The organism is Kineococcus rhizosphaerae, assembly GCF_003002055.1.
Classification (GTDB): domain Bacteria; phylum Actinomycetota; class Actinomycetes; order Actinomycetales; family Kineococcaceae; genus Kineococcus; species Kineococcus rhizosphaerae.
The window spans coordinates 33,591-49,768 of record NZ_PVZF01000002.1 but is presented as its reverse complement, the minus strand read 5'-3'; the positions used below and the strand labels follow the sequence as shown (position 1 = coordinate 49,768).

14 protein-coding genes are annotated in these 16,178 nt (G+C 75.1%); 6 read left to right on the top strand and 8 right to left on the bottom strand.

The annotated features are described in order from the left end of the window. Positions 1–2: 2 nt before the first annotated feature. Positions 3–1,073 (top strand): mechanosensitive ion channel family protein, encoded by a 1,071-nt coding sequence (locus tag CLV37_RS04520; RefSeq protein WP_106207606.1) that lies wholly within the window; start codon positions 3–5, stop codon positions 1,071–1,073. A gap of 2 nt (positions 1,074–1,075) precedes the next feature. Here the strand turns inward: CLV37_RS04520 and CLV37_RS04515 are convergent, their stop codons facing one another. Further along, complete coding sequence (locus CLV37_RS04515) at positions 1,076–2,020, bottom strand: helix-turn-helix transcriptional regulator (RefSeq protein ID WP_106207604.1); 945 nt, start codon at positions 2,018–2,020, stop codon at positions 1,076–1,078. A 66-nt stretch (positions 2,021–2,086) separates the two neighbouring features. Here CLV37_RS04515 and CLV37_RS04510 point away from each other — a divergent pair, with 66 nt between their 5' ends. Continuing rightward, entirely contained in the window at positions 2,087–2,458 is a 372-nt protein-coding gene (locus tag CLV37_RS04510) for a VOC family protein (protein WP_106207602.1), read from the top strand. A gap of 4 nt (positions 2,459–2,462) precedes the next feature. Here the strand turns inward: CLV37_RS04510 and CLV37_RS04505 are convergent, their stop codons facing one another. Next, positions 2,463–4,841 (bottom strand): phosphoketolase family protein, encoded by a 2,379-nt coding sequence (locus tag CLV37_RS04505; RefSeq protein WP_106207600.1) that lies wholly within the window; start codon positions 4,839–4,841, stop codon positions 2,463–2,465. A 144-nt stretch (positions 4,842–4,985) separates the two neighbouring features. Between CLV37_RS04505 and CLV37_RS04500 the strand changes: the two genes are divergently transcribed. Both CLV37_RS04500 and CLV37_RS04495 read left to right on the top strand, forming a co-directional pair. After that, on the top strand, positions 4,986–6,542 hold the full coding sequence (locus CLV37_RS04500; protein ID WP_106207598.1) for an SDR family oxidoreductase: 1,557 nt from the start codon (positions 4,986–4,988) through the stop codon (positions 6,540–6,542). 35 nt (positions 6,543–6,577) lie between these two features. Further along, entirely contained in the window at positions 6,578–6,988 is a 411-nt protein-coding gene (locus tag CLV37_RS04495; protein WP_106208491.1) for a globin, read from the top strand. Here the strand turns inward: CLV37_RS04495 and CLV37_RS04490 are convergent, their stop codons facing one another. After that, positions 6,989–7,357 (bottom strand): winged helix-turn-helix transcriptional regulator, encoded by a 369-nt coding sequence (locus CLV37_RS04490; RefSeq protein WP_106207596.1) that lies wholly within the window; start codon positions 7,355–7,357, stop codon positions 6,989–6,991. 95 nt (positions 7,358–7,452) lie between these two features. Between CLV37_RS04490 and CLV37_RS04485 the strand changes: the two genes are divergently transcribed. Beyond that, entirely contained in the window at positions 7,453–8,064 is a 612-nt protein-coding gene (locus CLV37_RS04485; protein WP_106207594.1) for a malonic semialdehyde reductase, read from the top strand. A 27-nt stretch (positions 8,065–8,091) separates the two neighbouring features. Here the strand turns inward: CLV37_RS04485 and egtC are convergent, their stop codons facing one another. The 4 genes from egtC to CLV37_RS04465 form a co-directional block, all read right to left on the bottom strand. Beyond that, on the bottom strand, positions 8,092–8,784 hold the full coding sequence (gene egtC / locus CLV37_RS04480) for an ergothioneine biosynthesis protein EgtC (RefSeq protein WP_106207592.1): 693 nt from the start codon (positions 8,782–8,784) through the stop codon (positions 8,092–8,094). Between the two features lie 12 nt (positions 8,785–8,796). Beyond that, complete coding sequence (gene egtB / locus CLV37_RS04475) at positions 8,797–10,092, bottom strand: ergothioneine biosynthesis protein EgtB (protein ID WP_106207590.1); 1,296 nt, start codon at positions 10,090–10,092, stop codon at positions 8,797–8,799. Next, positions 10,089–11,354 (bottom strand): glutamate-cysteine ligase family protein, encoded by a 1,266-nt coding sequence (locus tag CLV37_RS04470; protein WP_211298393.1) that lies wholly within the window; start codon positions 11,352–11,354, stop codon positions 10,089–10,091. Before CLV37_RS04470 ends, egtB begins: the two co-directional genes overlap by 4 nt. Before the next feature lie 152 nt (positions 11,355–11,506). Beyond that, a complete protein-coding gene (locus CLV37_RS04465) occupies positions 11,507–13,018 on the bottom strand; it encodes an XRE family transcriptional regulator (protein WP_106208485.1) in 1,512 nt (503 codons plus the stop codon). Between the two features lie 124 nt (positions 13,019–13,142). Here CLV37_RS04465 and CLV37_RS04460 point away from each other — a divergent pair, with 124 nt between their 5' ends. Further along, complete coding sequence (locus CLV37_RS04460; protein WP_425433605.1) at positions 13,143–15,035, top strand: phosphoenolpyruvate carboxykinase (GTP); 1,893 nt, start codon at positions 13,143–13,145, stop codon at positions 15,033–15,035. A gap of 146 nt (positions 15,036–15,181) precedes the next feature. Here the strand turns inward: CLV37_RS04460 and CLV37_RS04455 are convergent, their stop codons facing one another. Then, entirely contained in the window at positions 15,182–16,147 is a 966-nt protein-coding gene (locus tag CLV37_RS04455; RefSeq protein ID WP_106207586.1) for a zinc-binding dehydrogenase, read from the bottom strand. Positions 16,148–16,178: the final 31 nt, after the last annotated feature.

The following is a 16,178-nucleotide window of genomic DNA, read 5'->3' as shown; positions in this document are numbered from 1 at the left end:
CGTTGCTGAACTCGATCTCGCGCACCCTGGAGGCGGTCGACACCGCCGACGCCACGGCGGGGGCCCACGACGTCGCCTCGTTCCTGCTCGACAAACCCCTGAAGATCGTCGTCGTCCTGCTCGTGTGCTGGGTCGCGCGCTTCGTGCTCATGCGGCTCATCGGCCGCGTCGCCGCGGGGATCGCGACGGGTGCGGGCAAGCTCGGCGGCGGCCGCAGGAACGGTCTGCTGGACTCCTCGCCGTTGCTCAACGAACGCCGTCAGCAGCGGGCCGAGACCCTGGCCTCGGTCCTGAAGAGCACGGTGACGTTCGTGCTGGGGATCCTCGCGGTCCTCGTGGTGCTCGACACCGTCGGCATCGCCATCGCCCCGTTCCTGGCCTCGGCGGGGATCGCCGGGGTGGCACTGGGTTTCGGGGCGCAGGCGCTCGTGAAGGACTTCCTGTCGGGGATCTTCATGCTGGCCGAGGACCAGTACGGCGTGGGCGACTCGGTCGACCTCGGCGACGCCTCAGGAACGGTGGAGGCGGTGGGCTTGCGCGTCACGCGCCTGCGCGACGTCAAGGGCACCGTCTGGTACGTGCGCAACGGCGAGATCCTGCGGGTCGGGAACATGAGCCAGGGCTGGGCCCGGGCCGTCGTGGACGTCTCGGTGGCCTACGGCGAGGACCTCACGCGGGCCCAGCAGGTGCTGCAGCGCATCGCCGACGGCCTGGTCGCCGAGGACGACTGGAAACCCCTCGTCCTGGACGCGCCGGAGGTGTGGGGCGTGGAGCAGATGACGACGGACGGGATCGTCCTGCGGCTGGTCGTCAAGACGGCGCCCATGCAGCAGTGGGCGGTGCAGCGCGAGCTCAAGCGCCGGGTGAAGGGCGTGTTCGACGCCGAGGGCATCGAGTTCCCGCTGGCCCAGCGCACGGTCTTCCTGCGCCACGACGACGGCCCGCGCCAGGCCCACCGGCTGCCGGACCCGGCCGCGGCGGTCACCCCGCAGCCGCCGCCGCCCAGCGAGGCCGACGTGGCCGCCCAGGACGCCGCGGCGGCCGACCCCGCGCGCACCGACCGGGGGTTGTGACCTCAGCCGTCCCCACCCGGGCCGGCCGCCACCAGGCGGGCCGCGGCGGCGGCCAGTTCGGCGTGCAGGGCGGCGGGGCGTTCGACGGTGAAGGGCCGGCCCAGGGCCAGCAGGAGCGGCGGCAGCCAGCCGAGGTCCTCGGCCTGCACGTCGACGGGTCGCCACCCCTGCTCGTCGGCGTCCCCGACGACGGCCACGGAGGCGGGCAGGTACCGGTGCACGTGCGCCGGGTCGGCCTGCACGCGCACCCGCACGGCGTACCGGCGCGGGGCCCGGGCCAGGGTGTCGAGGAAGTCCTCGCCGGTGGGCGCCGCGGGCCGCTCGAAGCGCCCGGGCAGCGTCCGGACCCGCGTGGTGCGCTCGAGCCGGAACGTGCGCTCCTGTCCCGAGCGCCCCTGGTCGGCGGCGCGCAGGTACCAGCGGCCGCGGTGCTCGACGAGGGCGTGGGGGTGCACGACCCGTTCGGACGGGCCCTGCCCGCCGGCGTAGGTGAACGTGACGGGCCGGGCGTGCTCGACAGCGTCGGCCAGCGGCAGCAGGACGTCCGCGTCGGGTGCGGCGCCCTGCCCGGGCGGCCCGGTGGTCGTGGTGGCGTCGAGCACCTGCTCGAGCCGCCGGGCCAGGGGTGCGGGCAGCACCCGGCGCACCTTCGCGGCGGCCGCGGCCCCCGCGGTGCCGGTCGCAGCGCGTAGCGCGAGGGCGACGGCGAGCGCCTCGTCGTCGGTGAGCATCAGCGGGGGCAGCCGGTGGCTGCGGGCCAGCCGGTACCCGCCGTGGCGGCCGCGCACCGACTCCACGGGCAGGTCGAGGTCGCGCAGGTGGTCCACGTACCGGCGGACGGTCCGGTCGTCGACGCCGAGGCGGTCGGCGAGCTCGCCGACGGTGCGCAGGCCGCCGGACTGCAGGAGTTCCAGCAGGGCCAGCACCCGCGCGGTGGGCCGGGTCACGACGTCTTCACGAGGTCACGTTAAATCCGGGCGGTTCCTGTCCGCTTGCCGTCCTACCGTCGGCGCGTGCTCACCTCGATCCGGCTCCTGACCCGCGACGTCGACACGCTCGTCGCCTTCTACGAACGCCTCACCGGCCGCACGGCCGACCGGCTCGCGCCCGTGTTCGCCGAGATCCGCCACCCCGGGTCCACGACCCTGGCCGTGGCGGACGCCTCGACCGTCCCCGCCGCGCAGGCGGCGGCGAACCGGTCGGTGCTGCTGGAGTTCCGCGTCGAGGACGTCGACGCGGAGTTCGCGCGCCTCGACCCCGCCGAGGTGGTGCAGGGACCGACCACGATGCCGTGGGGGAACCGGTCGGCGCTGTTCCGCGACCCCGACGACAACCTGGTGAACCTGTTCACCCCCCTCACCGAGCAGGCCCGCGCCCGGTCCTGAGGGGTCAGCCGACGGGCAGCGTCCAGTCGCGCACCTCGGGCATGTCCTCGAGGTGCTCCACGACGTAGGCGCGGTGGCGCTCGAGCTGCCCCTGGCACCAGGCCCGCAGGTCCCCCGCCCCGACGGGCAGCCGGGAGGCGTTGTTCAGCGCGTCCAGGACGAGGTCGTAGCGGGACACCCGGTTGCGCACCGTCATGTCGAAGGGGGTGGTCGTCGTCCCCTCCTCGATGAACCCCCGCACGTGGAAGCGGTCGGCGTGCGGGCGGCCGTGCACGAGCTGGTGGACGGCGCCCGGGAAGCCGTGGAAGGCGAAGACGACGTCGACGTGGTCGGTGAACAGTTCCCGGAAGGTGAACTCGTCCACGCCGTGCGGGTGGTCGGCGGGCCGGCGCAGGCGCATCAGGTCGACGACGTTCACGACCCGCACCCGCAGCTGCGGCAGCCTCTCGCGCAGGACGGCGGCGGCCGCGACGGTCTCCATCGTCACGACGTCACCGGCGCAGGCCAGCACGACGTCGGGGTCCTGGGTGCCGTCGTCGGTCCCGGCCCAGTCCCACACGCCCGCGCCCCGGCGGACGTGCTCGGCGGCCGCGGCCGGCGCCAGGTACTGCAGCTGCGGCTGCTTGTCGATGACGACCAGGTTGATCCGCGAGCGGGTCCGCAGGCAGTGGTCGGCCACCTCCAGCAGGCAGTTGGCGTCCGGCGGCAGGTAGATGCGGGACACGGCGGCGCGCTGGGTCAGGGCGGTCTGGATCAGCCCGGGCCCCTGGTGGCTGAACCCGTTGTGGTCGTTGCGCCAGGCCGTCGAGGTGAGCAGGACGTTCAGGCTGGGGACGGGTGCGCGCCAGGGCAGGTGCTCGGCCTCCTCCAGCCACTTGCCGTGCTGCACGGTCTGCGACGCGCTGACCATCGCGAACGCCTCGTACGTGGCGAACACCCCGTGCCGGCCGGTGAGCGTGTACCCCTCGAGCCAGCCGTGGCAGTTGTGCTCGGAGAGGACCTCGACGACCCGGCCCGAGGCCGATAGCGACACGTCCCCGGGCACGACCCGCTCCATCCACGTCCGGTCGCTGACCTCGAACACCGCCCCGAGCCGGTTGCTGTTCGTCTCGTCGGGGCAGAACAGCCGGAAGGTCGTGGGGTTGGCGCGGTAGACCTCGCGCAGGTACTCCCCGAGGCGGCGCGTCGACTCCGCCCGCGTCGTCCCGGGCCGGTCGACCTGCAGCGCGTGGTCGGCGACGGGCGGCAGGACGAGGTCGCGCGTCAGCAGGCCGCCGTTGGCGTGCGGGGTGGCCGACATCCGCAGGTCCCCCGCGGGGTCGTTGGCATGCACCAGCTCCGTGGGCCGGCCGTCGGCGTCGAACAGCTCCCCGGGCCGGTAGGACCGCATCCACGCCTCGAGCAGCCGCAGGTGCTCGGGGTTCTCCTTCACGCCCGACAGCGGGACCTGGTGGGCGCGCCACGTCCCCTCGACCTGCTCCCCGTCGACGACGGAGGGCCCGGTCCAGCCCTTGGGCGAGCGCAGCACGACGACGGGCCAGGCGGGGACCCCGTCGGGGGCCTGCCCGGTGCGGGCGGCGTGCTGGATGGCGCGGATCCGGTGGTGGGCCTCGGCGAGCGCCCCGGCGAACCGGTGGTGCATGCCCGGCAGGTCCTCACCGGTGACCTCGAGCACGTGGTAGCCGTGCCCCTCCAGCAGGGACCGGACCAGGGCGGGGTCCTTGCGGGCCAGGACGGTCGGGCCGGAGATCTTGTACCCGTTGAGGTCCAGGACGGGCAGCACCGCCCCGTCGCGGGCGGGGTTGAGGAACGAGATCCCCTTCCAGGCGCCCTCCAGCGGCGAGGTCTCGGCCTCCCCGTCCCCCACGACGGCGACGGCGAGCAGGTCGGGGTTGTCCATCACGGCGCCGAACGCGTGGACGAGGACGTAGCCGAGTTCACCGCCCTCGTGGATCGAACCGGGGGTGGTCACCGAGGCGTGCGAGGGGATGCCGCCCGGGGAGGAGAACTGCCGGAACAACCGGTGCATCCCGTCGCCGTCCCGGGTGACGGCGGGGAAGGACTCGGTGTACGTCCCCTCGAGCCAGCCGGCGGCCACCAGCGCGGGTCCGCCGTGCCCGGGACCGGCCAGGTAGACCGTCTCCTGGCCGGTGCGCCGGATCAGCCGCGACACGTGCGCGTAGACGAAGGACAGCCCCGTGCTGGTGCCCCAGTGGCCCAGCAACCGGGGCTTGACGTCGGCCGGTTCCAGCGGCCGGCGCAGCAACGCGTTGTCCTGCAGGTAGATCTGGCCGATGGTCAGGTAGTTCGCGGCCCGCCACCAGGCGTCGACGGTGGCGAGTTCTTCCGTGGACAGGGGTTCGGGGATCGTCTCGAGGACCACGGGACCACCCTCGCCCGCCCCGGCGGCGACACGCCAGGGCCGAACGTCACGCGTGCGCGACGTCCGGCCCGCGGTCGCCCGCGGGGTGCCCCGCGGGGGTCGCGCCGGCTCGCGCGCGGGGGCGGGCGCTCCGACACTGGTCCCATGAGCGAGATCGCGGCGGGGGACGGACGGCTGGCGCTGGTGACCGGGGTGACCGGCTACATCGGCGGCCGGCTGGTCCCGGAGCTGCTGGAGGCCGGGTTCCGGGTGCGGGCCATGGCCCGGCGCCCGGAGTCGCTGCGGGACCGGCCGTGGGTCGGCGACGTCGAGGTCGTGCAGGCCGACGCCTCCGAGCCCGACCAGGTGCGCGCGGCGCTGGAGGGCGTCGACGTGGCCTACTACCTCATCCACGCCATGAGCGCCGGGGGGTCGTTCTCCTCCAAGGACCGGCGCACGGCCCGCACGTTCGCCCGGGCCGCGGCCGAGCGCGGGGTGGGCCGCATCGTCTACCTGGGGGGTCTGCACCCCGAGGGCGAGGAGCTGTCGACCCACCTGGAGTCGCGCCGGGAGGTCGGGGAGATCCTGCTCGACTCCCCCGTGCCGGCGACGGTCCTGCAGGCCGCGGTGATCCTCGGGTCAGGGTCGGCGAGCTTCGAGATGATGCGCTACCTCACCGAGCGGCTGCCCGTCATGGTCTGCCCGGCGTGGGTGAACAACCGCATCCAGCCCATCGCCGTGCGCGACGTGCTGCGCTACCTCGTCGGGTCGGCCTCCATGCCGGCCGACGTGAACCGCACCTTCGACATCGGCGGTCCGGACGTCATGACGTACCTGGACATGATGCGCGGGTACGCCGAGGTCGCCGGGCTGCCCAAGCGCCACGTCCTGCCCGTGAAGGTCATGTCCCCCAAGCTGTCCAGCCACTGGGTCGGGACGATCACCCCCGTGCCGGGCTCGATCGCGCGACCGCTGGTGGAGTCCCTGGTGCACGAGGTGGTCTGCAAGGAGAAGGACGTCGAGAAGTACGTGCCCGACCCGCCGGAGGGGCTCACCCCGTTCCGCCGGGCCGTGCAGCTGGCGCTGCAGCGCATCCAGGAGGCGAACGTCACGACGCGCTGGAGCTCGGCGTCGGTGCCGGGGGCACCGAGCGACCCGCTGCCCAGCGACCCGGACTGGGCCGGCGGCAACCTCTACGTCGACGACCGGACGACGGTCGTCGACGCCCCGCCGCACGTGCTGTGGCGGGTGCTGGAGGGCATCGGCGGGGAGCAGGGCTGGTACTCCTGGCCCATGGCGTGGGCGGTGCGCGGCGTCATGGACCGGTTCTCCGGGGGCCCGGGGCTGCGTCGGGGCCGGCGCGACCCCAAGCACCTGATCATCGGCGACGCCGTGGACTGGTGGCGGGTGGAGGACCGCCAGCAGGACGAGCTGCTGCGCCTGCGCGCGGAGATGAAGCTGCCGGGGCTGGCCTGGCTGGACCTGCGGGTCGAGACGGACGCGGTGGGGCGCACGTTGTTCCACCAGCGGGCCCTGTTCCACCCGAAGGGCCTGGCGGGGCAGGCGTACTGGGCCGCGATCAGCCCGTTCCACGACGTGGTGTTCGGCGGGATGCAGAAGAACGTCAAGGAGGCGGCGGAGGCCGCGGCGCGCGGTGAGGGCCCGGCCGCCGGCGCCCCGGAGCCGGTCGACGTCCGCGCGGGGGCGACACTGGTGCGGTGAGCCCCGACCTGCCGTTCGTCCGCCCGCAGAACCTCCTGGGCCGTCAGCCGTCCGGGCCGGACGGCGGGGCGGGCACGTTCTACGACGAGGTCGGCGGTCACGAGACGTTCGTGCGGCTCGTCGCCCGGTTCTACGAGGGCGTGGCGGCCGACGAGGTGCTGCGCCCCATGTACCCCGAGGCCGACCTGGGCCCCGCCGAACGCCGCATGCTGATGTTCCTGGAGCAGTACTGGGGCGGGCCGACGACGTACTCCGAGGAGCGGGGGCACCCGCGGCTGCGGATGCGGCACGCACCCTTCAAGGTCAACCCGGACGCCCGCGACCGCTGGCTCGGGCACATGCGGGCGGCGGTGGAGTCCCTCGGGCTCGCGCCCGCGCAGGAGAGCGTCCTGTGGGACTACCTGGACCGCGCCGCCCACAGCATGCTCAACACCTTCGAGGACTGATCACGCCTCCTGGCGCTCTCCCTCGCGCGCGCACTCCTGCGCCGGCAGGTTCTCGCGCGCCCACGTCGTCAGCTCGGCCAGCGCGGGGGCCAGCGCGCGTCCGGAGCCGGTGAGCTCGTAGACCACCGCGACGGGCGGGCCGGGGTGGACGGTCCGGGTCACCAGGCCCGCGCGGGCGAGCTCGCCGAGGCGGTCGGAGAGCACCGAGTCGCTGATGCCGGCGACGCTGCGGCGCAGGTCGGAGAACCCCGCCGGACCGTTGGCCAGCGTCGCGAGCAGGATGCCGTTCCAGCGCTTGCCGAGGAACCCGAAGGCGCGGGCGAGCGCACCGTCGCACGCCCGGGCGTCGTGCTGCGTCTGCTCGCTCACGGGCCCCACTGTACTCCTTGACACTTCAAGCTCTGGTGCTACTCTGTTTTTCGAAGCAGCACCGCCACAGCTAGTCGATGCGAGGAGAACAGCTCATGACCACCCTGGACGAACGCCCCGCCGGTCTCGACGAGGCCGCCCGCGCGGCCCTGTTCAGCGAGGCCCACACCGCCAACACCTTCGCCGCCACGCCCGTGCGCGACGAAGAGCTCACGCAGATCTGGGAACTGACCCGCTGGGCGCCCACGGGGGCCAACTTGCAGCCGCTGCGCGTGCTGTTCGTGCGCTCCGAGGAGGGCAAGCAGCGCCTGCTGCCCCTGCTGGCCGACACCAACCGCGACCGCGCGGCCAGCGCACCCGTCACGGCCGTCCTCGCCGTCGACGACCGCTTCCACGACACCATCCCGACGGTGGCGCCGTTCATGGTCCCCCGCCAGGGCTTCCTCGACGAGAACGCCGCGGTCCGCGCGGAGATGGGCTCCTACAGCGCGGCCCTGCAGGCCGGGTACTTCATCCTCGCCGTCCGCTCCCTCGGCCTGGCCGCCGGGCCCATGGCCGGCTTCGACAAGGCGGGCGTGGACGCGGAGTTCTTCGCGGGCACGTCGTGGCGCTCCAGCCTCGTCGTGAACATCGGCCACCCCGGCCCCGACGCCTTCCGCCCGCGCCTGCCCCGCCTGCCGCACGAGGACGTCGTCCGCTTCGCCTGACCCGGTCCGCCGCACCGGTCCGGCGGGTCAGCCCAGCGGGCTGACCCGCACCCCGGCCGCGTCGACCTCGACGAGGGAGCGGTCGGGGACGTCCTCCCAGCGCGGGTCGTCGTCGTGCGGTTCGCTGGCGACGACGACCCCCTCGGCGGTCCGCAGGACGCTGAGGGTGTCGCCCCAGGCGGTCGCGACCAGGCGGGAACCGTCCGCGGCCAGCACGTTCAGGCGCGCCCCCGGATCGGCGGCGGCCACGTCCCGCACGCGCGGGCCGATCTCCTCGGGCGCGGCCAGCAGCCACGCGGCCAGGACGGCGGAGTCGCACACCGACTCCGCCGCCGGCCACGCCCGGGCGGGCAGCACCGCGCGGTCGACGACCCCGTTGTGGGACAACGCCCAGCGGCCCCGCACGAAGGGCGCGCAGGCCGTCTCGTCGGCCGGCATCCCGGTCGTGGCGTCGCGCACCGCGGCCAGGACGCACCCGGCGCTGACGTGCGGGGCGACCGAGGCCAGCGACGCGTCGGACCACACCGGGCCCGGGCTGCGCCAGCGGGCGGGTTCGGCCCGCGCCGCGCTCCACCAGGCCGTGCCCCAGCCGTCGGCGTTCACCGTCCCGTGCGCCTGCCGGCGCGGGGCCCAGCTCTGCTGCAGCAACCCCGACGGCTGCTCCAGCAGCAACCCGGCCAGCGTCCGGGGCTGCCCCAGCCAGGCCGTGTGACGACACACCCGCGAACCCCCTCAGACGTCCCAGGCCAGGCGCAGCCCGGTGAAGATCTGCCGCCGCACCGGCCAGTCCCAGTTGCGGAACGAGGGGCGCACGGCGACGGCGTCGCTGGCCCACGACCCGCCGCGCAGCACCCGGTAGCCGCCGCCGAACCAGGGCGCGGAGTACGTGTCGTAGAGCATCGGGGAGAACCCCGGCCACGGCGCGAACTCCGAGGACGTCCACTCCCACACGTCGCCCATCAGCTGCTCCACGCCGTAGGCGCTGGCCCCCGCCGGGTACGCCCCGACCTGCGCGGGGCCCAGCGCCCGGCCACCGAGGTTGGCGTGCCGCGCCGTCGGGGCGTCCGACCCCCACGGCCAGCGCCGCCGCCGGCCCAGCACGGGGTCCCAGGCCGCGGCCTTCTCCCACTCCACCTCGGTCGGCAGCCGGGCCCCGGCCCAGCGGGCGTACGCGGCGGCTTCGTGGAAGTCCACGTGCTGCACGGGTTCGGCGGGGTCCACGGCGGCCTCGACGCCGAAGCTGCGCCGCGTCCACCCCCCGGCCCCGTCCGCGCTCCAGCCCAGCGGCACCCGCACGTCCTCGGCCGTGCGGTGCGCCCAGCCCTCGGCGCTCCAGTGGCGGGGGTCGTCGTAGCCGCCGTCGGCGACGAACTGCGCCCACTCCCCGTTGGTCACCGGCACCCGGCCGATGCGGAACGCCGGGACGTGGACGCGGTGCTGCGGGTGCTCGTTGTCCAGCGCCCAGGGTTCCTCGGCGGGGTCGACGCCCAGCAGGAACTCACCGGCCGGCACGAGCACCGGCTCGGCCGGGACCAGCCGCCCCGGCGGGGTGGGCTCGGCGGCCAGCAGCGGGTCGCCCGCGCGCAGGTCGTGCGTGGCGAACATCGTCTCGTCGTGCTGGTGCTCGTGCTGGGCCACCATCGCCGCCGCGAACACCGCCCCGGGAGCGCCGCCCCCGGGCCCGGCCAGCCGGTCCAGGACCTGCCGGCGGACGTCGGCGATCGCGCGCCGGGAGGCGCGCGGGTCCAGCAGGGGCAGCTGCGTGCGCGCGGCCCGCGGGTGCTCGGCGGCGTCGTACAGGCAGGCGATGGTGGGGTGGAAGACCGGGGTGCGATCCGGGGCCCGGCCCGGGCCGTGCTGCAGCAGCCACAGCTCCTCCTGCTGCCCCACGTGCGCGAGGTCCCACACCAGCGGGCTCATGAGCGGGGAGTGCTGGGCGGTCAGCTCCGCGTCGGCGGCCTCGGTGAGCCGGGTCGTGGTCCGCCGGGCTCCTTCCAGCGCCGCGACGGCGTCCTCCAGGGTGGTCACCGGGCGTCCTCCGCGATCAGGCAGGCGGCCGGGCCGCCCGCGTGGAACCGTTCCAGCACCAGGTCGGCCGGCCCGCGGCCGCGCTCGACGAGGTCGATCCAGGGGTGCACCGACGCCGCGAGGGCGGGCGTGAGCCGGGCGGCGGCCGCGGTCAGGACGGCCAGCGCCGCCCGGCGCAGGCCGTCGTCGCCCAGCCCGTCGCGCACGGCCTCGGCCTGCCGGTGCGCCACCGGTGCGGCCGCCTCGGCGGCGGCGTCGGCGGCGACCGGGTCGTCGACGACGGTGGCGACGACCGCGGCCAGGCCCGGGCGCAGCGGCGCCGGGACCGCGTCGAGGAAGCGCAGCTCCAGGAAGCCCCGCAACCGCACCGGGGGCCACAGGGTGCTCAGGTGCGCGTCGACGTCGGCCGCGGTCGGCGCCCGGTCGTCCAGCAGCACCCGCCCGGCGGCCCAGTCGGCCAGCGCCACGCCTGCGCGCACCGGTTCGCACTCCCCCGTGCGCCGGGAGCGGACGAACATGACGGGCGCGGCCAGCGCGAACCCCGTCCAGTCCCCCACCGGGTCCGCGCCCCCGCCGGGCATCCGGCACCGCCCCGGTTCCAGACGGCCCCACACCCCCTGCCGGCCGCAGACCGCGCCCGTCGCGGTGCCGCGGCGCACGGGTGAGCTGGCGGCCAGCGCGACGAGGACGGGCGTCAGCCGGTGCACGTGGGCGAGCCGGTCGGCCCAGCCGGTGGCCGGCCCGGCGTCGAGGTTGACCTGCAGGGAGGCGGTGGAGCACATCATGGTCGCGCCGTCGTCGTGGTGGCCGGCGGCGTCGAAGTGGCCGGCCATCGCCCGGTACCGCGAGGCGGGGTTCACCCGCTGCGGCGGGCGCAGCGGGTCCAGGCCCGTGGAGTTCAGGACGAGCCCGTCGGCGGCCAGCACGTCGGCGACGGCGGCCGCGTCGCGCTCGAGCCCGGCGACGGCGCCCGCGAGGTCGCCCGGCGGGGTGGACAGCTCCACCTGGCCGCCGGGTTCGAGGGTGATCCGGGAGCCGGCCGGTGGGCTGAACCCGGCGAGCACGGACGTCAGCCGGTCCCACGGCACGCGGCGGCCCGGTGCGCGCACGTCGGCCACGTGGCGTTCGAGCTCCAGGCCGACCGTACCGGTGCCCGAGGGGGTCAGCGCCCGGGCGGCGACGTGCTCGCGGACGGCGTCGAGCGTCACGGGTCCGTCGGTGGTCTCGACGGCGGGAACAGCGGTGGGCACGGTGGTCGACACGGCGTGCGGGCCCCTTCCTGGTCCGGACCGGTCCTGGGGGGACCGCGGGTCGGCGTGGAGCCAGCGCGCTGGCTTCGGCGTCACCCTCGCACGCGGGTGCGGGGCCCGCAACGGCGCCCCCTCACCCTGCCCGGACCACCCTGTCCGGCCGCTCAGACGTCCCGCGGGGCGTGCGAGGACAGGAACGAGTAGACCTCCAGGTCGTCCACGCCGGGGAAGCGTCCCGACGGCAGCGGGGCGAGGGTCTGGGCGTGCAGGCGCGCGCTCGGCCAGGCCGCGTCCGCCCAGCGCTCCACCATCTCCACCGGCGGCCGCCGGCAGCACGCCGCCTCCGGGCACGTGCTGACGGTGCGGACACGGGTGTCCCTGCCGCGGAACCACTTCGCGTGCGCGTAGGGCACGCCGACGGTGATGGAGAAACCCCCGTCGTCGCTGGTGCCCGTCTGCGAGGAGCACCAGAACGTCCCGGCCGGGGTGTCGGTGTACTGGTAGTTCTCGGTGGTGCGGTTGCGCACGTCGAACACCGTGCGCGCGGTCCACTTCCGGCACACCGGCTGGCCCTCGATGGCGCCGGAGGAGTCCTCGGGGAACGGGACGCCGTCGTTCTCGTACCCGCGGTACAGCGCCCCGTCGTCGCCGACGCGCAGGAAGTGCACGGGGATGCCCAGGTGCGAGGTCAGCAGGTTCGTCAGGCGGTGCGCGGCGGCCTCGTGGGTCACGCCGAACGCGTCGCGGAAGTCCTCCACCGCGAGGTCCTTGTCGGCCTTGGCCGCGGACAGGAACTCCACGGCGGCGCTGCGCGGCAGCAGGCAGCACGCGGCGAAGTAGTTGATCTCCAGGCGCTGGCGCAGGAACTGCGTGTAGCTCGCGGGACGCTCGTGCTCCAGGACCCGGTGCGCGATGGCCTGCAGCGCCAGCGACCGCAGGCCGTGACCGCCGGGGATGGAGGCCGGCGGCAGGTAGATCCGGCCGTTGGCGAGGTCGGTGACGGTGCGCGCGGAGTGCGGCAGGTCGTCGACGTGGATGATGTTGAACCCCAGGTCGGCGGCCATCCGCGCGACCTGCCGGTGGGTCAGGGCCCCCACGGTGTACCCGGCCGAGCGGACGAGGTCCTCGGCTAGTTCCTCGATCTCGGGCAGGTGGTTGTCCGAGGCGCGCATGAGGTGGCGGATCTCGGTGTTGGCCCGGCGCGCCTCCTCCGGCGTCGCGTTCGACGCGTCGTGCCGGCGGGCGAGTTCGCGGTGCAGCCCGACGAGGGCCTCGAGGGCGTCGGTGGGCAGTTTCCGGCTCGAGCGCACCTCGGTCAGCCCGAGCGTGCGGGCCAGCGGGGAACGCTGCGCGTGGTCGAGCTCGATCTCGAGGGCGGCGCGCCGGCTCGGCGGCGGGGCCGGGTCGAGCAGGTCGGACGGGGGGACGCCCAGCGCCCGGGCGACGGCGGTGATCAGCGACAGGCGGGGTTCGCGCTTGCCGTTCTCGACCTGGGACAGCTGGCTCTGCGCCGCGCCGACCTCCTCCCCCAGCCGGGCCAGCGTCCACCCCTTCGCCTGCCGGTGGTGGCGGATGCGCCGGCCCACCATGAGCGCGTCCAGGCCGGTCTCGGGGGCGGGCGGGGCCGAGGCGGGGTCGGTCAGCGGTTCGAGCGCAGCGACGCGCAGCGGAGCCATGCGCTTCACCGTACGTGAAGAACGTCCGATCTTCACCCTCCTGAGTCGTTGCGGAGGGGCTGGGGCGGGCACAAGGTGGTGAAACCAGCCGAACGCCGCTCCAGAGGAGGCACGCGACGTGACCATCGAACTGACCCGGGACGTCACCGGTCCCGCCACGGACACCCTGAGCCTGACCGCCGCCCCGACGACGGACGCCGCGCTGCTGGCCTGGGTCCGGGGCACCGCGGAGCTGACCCAGCCCGACGAGGTGGTCTGGTGCGACGGGTCGCCGGCGGAGTTCGAGCGGCTGACCGACCTGATGGTGGCGACCGGGACGCTGATCCGGCTGGACCCCGTCCTGCGGCCGAACTCGTTCCTGGCCCGCTCGGCGCCCACCGACGTGGCGCGGGTGGAGTCGCGCACGTTCATCGCCTCGCACCGCCGCGAGGACGCGGGCCCGACGAACAACTGGCGCGAACCGGGCGCCCTGCGCGAGGAGCTGCACGGGGTGTTCGCCGGGTCCATGCGCGGGCGGACGATGTACGTGGTGCCGTTCTCGATGGGCCCGGTCGGCGGGCCGATCTCCCAGCTGGGGGTCCAGGTCACCGACTCCCCGTACGCCGTGGTGTCCATGGGCGTCATGACGCGGATGGGGGCGCAGGCGCTGGCCGCGATCGAGGCCGGGGCGCCGTGGGTCCCGGCGGTGCACTCGGTGGGGTTCCCGCTGGTCGACGCGATCGGGCGGGTGCGCCCCGACGTGCCGTGGCCGTGCAACGACCTGAAGTACATCGCCCACTTCCCCGAGTCCCGCGAGATCTGGTCCTTCGGGTCCGGGTACGGCGGCAACGCGTTGCTGGGCAAGAAGTGCTTCGCGCTGCGGATCGCCTCGGCGATGGGCCGCCAGGAGGGGTGGCTGGCCGAGCACATGCTGCTGCTGAAGGTCACCTCCCCCGAGCAGCGGGTGTTCCACCTGGCCGCGGCGTTCCCCTCGGCGTGCGGCAAGACGAACCTGGCGATGCTGCGGCCCACGATCCCCGGCTGGCAGGTCGAGACGATCGGCGACGACATCGCGTGGATGCGCCCGGACCCCGAGGGCCGGCTGCGGGCCATCAACCCCGAGGCGGGGTTCTTCGGCGTCGCGCCGGGGACGGGGTGGGCCACGAACCCGACGGCCATGGAGATGCTGTCCGAGAACGTCATCTTCACCAACGTCGCCCTGACCGACGACGGTGACGTGTGGTGGGAGGGGATGACCGAGCAGGCCCCGCAGCACCTGATCGACTGGCAGGGCCGGGACTGGACCCCGGACAGCGGCCGGCCCGCGGCCCACCCCAACGCCCGGTTCACGGTGGCCGCCTCGCAGTGCCCGAGCATCGCCGACGACATCGACGACCCCGCCGGGGTGCCGGTCGACGCGATCCTGTTCGGCGGCCGCCGCCGCTCGAACGTCCCGCTCGTGACGCAGGCGGCCGACTGGTCGGCGGGGGTGTTCCTCGGCGCCTCGATCTCCAGCGAGCAGACCGCGGCGGCCGAGGGCACCGTCGGGGAACTGCGGCACGACCCCTTCGCGATGCTTCCGTTCGCGGGCTACGACATGGCCGACTACTTCGGGCACTGGCTCTCGATGCAGGACCGCCTGGAGGAACTGCCCCTCGTGTTCGGGGTGAACTGGTTCCGTCGCGGGGACGACGGCCGGTTCCTGTGGCCGGGGTTCGGGGAGAACTCCCGGGTGCTGGAGTGGATCTGCCGCCGCGTCGAGGGCACCGCCGGGGCCCACGAGACCCCCCTGGGCCTCGTCCCGACCGCCGACGGGCTCACCCTCGACGGTCTCGACGTGCCCGCCGCCGACCTCGAGGAACTGTTCCGCGTCGACCCCGCCGCGTGGTCGGCCGAGCTGGACCGGCTCGAGACGTACTTCGCGCGGTTCGGCGACAAGCTGCCCGCGCAGATCGGCCGCGACGTCGAGCGCGTCCGCGCCGGGCTGCGCGAGCAGCGCTGGACCGCGCAGCGCTGGCTCGACTGGCGGGTCGACTGACCCGTCCCCACCGACCACCGCCGTCACGTCCCTCCGGGCACCGGGCTCGCCGGGAGGACGTGGCGGCGGTGCACCGCCCCGGTTCCCGGGGGCCCGGCGCCCGTCTCCACGGCTCGCGAGACGGGCGAGAGCCCCTCGGGAGCCGGTCAGGGGCGGACCAGCACCTTGCCCACGGCCTCGCCGGACTCCAGCCGGGCGAACGCGTCCCGCGCGTCGGCGAGGGCGTGCACCGAGTCGACCTCGGGGGCGAGGTCGGCCGTCTCGCAGAACTGCAGCAGCCGCTCGAACTCCTCGCGCGTGCCCATCGTCGAGCCCAGCACGCGCAACTGCTTGAAGAACACGTTCTCCAGCATGGCCGGCGCGTCGCCCCCCGTGGTCGCCCCCGACACGACGACGCACCCGCCCGGTTTCAGCGCCTGCACCGAGTGCTTCCACGTCGCCTTGCCGACCGTCTCGAACACGGCGTCGACGCGGGCGGGCAACCGCTCACCGGTCGCGAACGTCGCCGTCGCGCCCCACGCCCGGGCCTTCTCCAGGCGCTCCGGCGACCGTCCGGTGACCCAGACCCGCAGACCCGCCGCCGACCCCAGCGCGATCAGCGCGTTCGCCACGCCCCCGGCCGCGCCCTGCACGAGCACCGTCTGCCCGGGCACGGCGCGCGCCTGCGTGAACAGCATCCGGTACGCCGTCAGCCACGCCGTGCCCAGCGAGGCCGCCCGCTCCACGCTCCACCCGGCGGGGCGGGGCAGGAGGTTGCGGCGCGGGACCCACACGTGCTCGGCCAGGGTGCCGGGGTGCAGCTCGGACAGCAGGGTCCGGCGCGGGTCCAGCGTCTCGTCACCGCGGAAGTCCTCGTCGGAGACGACCGCGTGGACCACGACCTCGGTGCCGTCGTCGGTCGTCCCCGCGGCGTCGCAGCCGAGGACCATCGGCAGCCGCTCGGCGGGCAGCCCCACCCCGCGCAGGCTCCACAGGTCGTGGCGGTTCAGGGCCGCGGCGCCCACCGTGACCCGCACCCACCCCGGCGGCGGCTCGGCGGCCGGGGCGTCGGCGACCTCCAGCGCGGACAGCGGGTCGTCGGGACGGGCGCGGACGGCGCGGGCGGCGAGCACGCGCCGACGCTACCGGCGCCCCGGGGCCAGC